Annotated in this window: 1 protein-coding gene; it reads right to left on the minus strand. The window is 64.7% G+C overall.

Annotation, left to right across the window (positions count from 1 at the left end; translation table 11 throughout):
* Positions 1–4,224, minus strand: a 4,224-nt coding sequence (locus KAY22_RS25045) for a bifunctional class I SAM-dependent methyltransferase/DEAD/DEAH box helicase (RefSeq protein WP_296625837.1), incomplete at its 3' end; no start/stop codon positions are given.
* Between the last annotated feature and the right edge of the window lie 250 nt (positions 4,225–4,474).

Consider the following 4,474-nt stretch of genomic DNA (forward strand, 5'->3'; position numbering starts at 1 on the left):
GGACAGGACCTCGATGCCGCTCGCGTCCGTGGGTACGAACATGCGCAGCTTCCAGGAGATGATCTCCCCAAAGAGGCCGTAAGCACGGAGGCGATCGCGTATCGTGTCGTTGAATCCGGACAGCTCGATGCGATAGGCGCCCATCACCCGGACGCGGCGAAGTTGGAGTTCCTCCGCGAGGTCGAGGACGGTGCGTCCCTCCATCAGCGCGGCAAAGGCAGCGTCCGGCGTCAGCGCGGGCGCGTCCCTCGAAAGGACGTTTGCGACCCATGTGGCCGAAAACTTGCGTCCGATGATGCGTTCGCCCGCATCGGTCTGGAGCCGATAGACGCGGGTTGATTCGTTCGGCAGCCGCTTCCAGATAGGGAGCAGCAAGCCCGCCACAACGTGGATCGTGCTTTCCGTGAACTGGGGCACCTCGGCAAGCTCCGCCACCCAGGCCGCAGCGAAGCGCCCACGGTCCGCTTCGATCCAGTGGCTCTCCGCCATCATGCTCAAGGGGACCGTGTGCTGATCCATCGGCCGGATCAGACGGACGCGCCGCTCGATCTCGCCGTCATCGAGCATGACGCTCGCCGCGGGGACCTGCACGGCGGCTCGTCCCGAGCGCTCATTGACCAGCAGGACGGCCTGACGATCGGAAAGACGAGCAAGAGCGTCATCCAGACTCACCGGATGATTGCGCTGGCGCTGTGTGACAGTGAGCAGCCGGGTCTCGGCGCCGGTCCCCCGCTGGTCATAGATCGTCCGCCGGTCGGTGACGACAAGGCTCTCGGCACGGAGTGTTTCCAACCCGACGTCGTAGGTGCCGGATGCAACCGCGCCTTCGATCCGAGCGGTCAAGAGCTGCTCGAAGGCGGTGAACAGCACATTCTGGAGGTCGATGGTGAGCGCCAATAACCTGTTCAGAAAGGTCGTGATCGGCGGCAGGTCATTCCTGAGCCCATTGGCATCCATGAGCTTCAGACCGGTTGCATCCTCGAACCTCCCAAGCGAGCAACCGTCGACCTTGCCTCGCGCGAGCAGCGTGTAGAGCTGACGCAACGCATCACGTCCATACTGGCTTTCGAGATTGTCCTCGGGCCGGAACAGGCCCTGTCCTCCGGTCTGACGTTGGCCGCGCGTAATGGCTCCCAACGTATCGAGCCGGCGGGCAATGGTGCTGAGAAAGCGCTTCTCGGCCTTCACGTCTGTCGCAATCGGACGAAACAGCGGCGGCTGCGCCTGGTTGGTCCGGTTGGTGCGGCCAAGGCCTTGGATCGCGGCGTCGGCCTTCCAGCCGGGCTCGAGCAGGTAATGGACGCGCAACCGGCGATTCCGCGCCGACAGTTCGGCATGGTAACTCCGCCCCGTGCCGCCGGCGTCGGAGAACACGAGGATGCGCTTGACGTCATCCATGAAGGCCGAGGTCTCGGCGAGATTGGCCGAGCCTGCGCGGTTTTCGACCACCAGCCGGTCGCCCTTGCGGATGACGCGGCGCGAGCGGCCCGTCACCTCGGCGACCAGTTCGGTGCCGAAGCGCTGGATGACCTGATCCAGTGCCCCAGGTACCGGCGGCAGCGAGGCAAGCTTCTCGATGAGGCGGTCACGGCGTGCGACGGCTTCCCGGCTCTCGACCGGCTGGCCGTCGCGATAGACAGGCCGGGAGCAGAGGTTACCTTCCGAGTCGGTGAAGGGTTCGTAGAGCTGGACCGGGAAGGAGTGGGCGAGGTAGTCGAGGACATACTCGCGCGGGGTGATGTCGACCTGGACGTCGCCCCATTCTTCAGTTGGAATCTCCGCGAGCCGGCGCTCCATCAGCGCTTCGCCCGTCGACACGATCTGGATGACCGCGGCGTGCCCAGCCTCAAGATCGTTCTCGATCGCACGGATCAGTGACGGGGTCTTCATCGAGGTCAGGAGGTGACCGAAGAAGCGCTGCTTCGCGCTTTCGAAGGCGGAGCGTGCCGCAGATTTGGCCTGCCCGTTCAGCGTTCCCGTTGCGCCGGTGATGTTGGCGGCCCGCATCGCCGCGTCCAGGTTATTATGGATGACGCTGAACGCACCGGCATAGGCGTCGTAAATGCGGACCTGCTCCGGCGTCAGTTGGTGCTCAACAAGCTCGTACTCGACGCCCTCGTAAGAGAGCGAGCGGGCTGCGTAGAGGCCGAGCGCCTTGAGGTCGCGCGCCAGCACCTCCATGGCCGCGACCCCACCCTCCTCGATCGCTTCGACGAACTCGGCACGGGTGGCGAACGGAAAGTCGGCGCCGCCCCAAAGGCCGAGGCGTTGGGCATAAGCGAGATTGTGGACCGTGGTTGCGCCCGTCGCCGACACATAGACCACGCGGGCATTCGGCAGCGCGTGCTGGAGCCTCAAGCCCGCGCGCCCCTGCTGAGAGGCCGCTTGGTCACCACGCTCGCCCTTGCCCCCGATCGCATTCTGCATGGCGTGGCTCTCGTCGAAGACGATCACTCCGTCGAAGTCCGAGCCCAACCATTCGACGATCTGCCTGACGCGCGAAAGCTTCTCGCCACGCTCGTCGGTCCGTAGCGTGGCGTAGGTGGTAAATAGGACGCCTTCCGCAAGCCGGATCCGGGTGCCCTGGCGAAACCGGGACAAGGGCGTAACGAGCAGGCGCTCCATCCCGAGCGCGGACCAATCGCGCTGCGCGTCCTCGATCAGCTTGTCGGATTTGCTGACCCAGACGGCACGTCGGCGGCCCTTGAGCCAGTTGTCGAGCAGAATCCCGGCGACCTGCCGGCCCTTGCCCGCGCCGGTGCCATCGCCCAAGAACCAGCCGCGGCGAAAGCGGACGGCATTCTCTGCGTCATCGCGCGCGGCGGCGATAACATCAAAGGTCGCATCGACCGTCCAGGAGCCCACGAGAAACTCAGAATGCGCCTCGCCGGCATAGATGACGCTCTCAAGTTGGGCGTCCGACAGAACTCCATCTGCCACCAGACTCGAAGGCAGGTGCGGACGATAGGATGGTTTCGGTGACGCAACGGACGCCATCGCCGCGGACTGCACGAGCTTGGTCGGGTGTGCGCACGATCCGGGAATACGGATCGATTGCAATCCGTATTCCTCGTAAAGGGCATCGGTGAGCCGGGTGCCTTCCGGCGGCGACCATTCGACCGTTTCGTATGTAAGTTCGACGCCTTCTGGCGCGGCGTCTCTCGAAGAAGACGATGAGCGTGGTGCAACGGCGCCCAGCGATCGCGACATAGCCGGCCGCTCGATAGCGACGATCTCCGGTGATATGGCGACGGGCAGCCTTGGAGGCACATGCTGGTTCACCCAGTCGAGCAAGGTAGCGACGTCGGCCGCCATGCCTGGCGAAGCCGGAAAAGCCGTCGGATCGGCAGCGGGCAGCTTGTCGATCACAAGCAGCCGTGTGTCGATTTGTGTTCCGTGCTTCGCGTAGATGGCGCCGTCGATCGCCGCAGAAAACGCTACCTGCCCGCGTTCCTGGAGCCGCACAAAGGCTTCTCGCCATGCCGGGTTATCCGGTGCGAAGCTGGCGCCAGTGATGGCGACAAGGCGTCCACCGTCGCCAAGACGCGCGAGCGCTGAAGCGATGTGACGGAGAGCCGCATCCGTCATCCGTCGGTCTACGTTCGTCAATGCCGAGAACGGCGGGTTCATCAGAACGACGCTCGGCACGACACTCGCGTCGAGGTGGTCGTCGATCTGTGCAGCATCGAACCGCGAGACCTTAACGCCTGCGAAGAGATGATCGAGCAGCGCCGCGCGGGCCTCGGCCAACTCGTTCAAGACCAGAACGCCGCCGGCGAGCTCGGCAAAGACGGCGAGCAAACCGGTCCCAGCAGAAGGCTCAAGAACGCGATCGGCCGGCGTAATGCCAGCCGCGGCGCATGCGGCCAGCCCAAGCGGGATCGGCGTCGAGAATTGCTGAAGCGCCTGGCTGTCCTCGGAACGCCGCGTGTGGGTCGGCAGACAGCTAGCGATCTTCGTGAGCATCGGCAGCATTGCTGCCGTCGACCCAGCCTTGGCACGCATCGCGGGGCCGAACTTGCGAAGGAACAGAACGGCTGCCGCCTCGCAGACGTCATAGGCGGTCTTCCAATTCCAAACGCCGGCCGTGTCCGAGGCGCCAAAGGCAGACTCCATGGCGCTACGCAGAACAGCGGCATCGATGCGACGGCCGCGTTCGAGCTCGGTCAGGACCTGTCGCGCGGCCCTGACAGCGGCAGAGGTGAGATTTGCAGCGGCACGCATGGAGAGCGGCGTGGCGATGCCGCCGGCAAGAGATTCGGTCATGGCAGGAATTCTTTCGGAGAGCAGGAATGGGTCGAACCATCAGGCGCTCTCCTTTGCCCCCGACGGCTCAAACCCTTCCCGGCCCGACTCTCACTCTCCGCCGTTCCCAATAAGAATGGGGACCAGCGCTACACACCGGTCCCCAAGCAACCGCGGGACGGCCAAAGCCGCCCCGCTCTGTGATGATCACTCAGCCGCGTCGAGATGT

The organism is Rhizorhabdus sp., from assembly GCF_018006725.1.
Lineage (GTDB): Bacteria > Pseudomonadota > Alphaproteobacteria > Sphingomonadales > Sphingomonadaceae > Rhizorhabdus.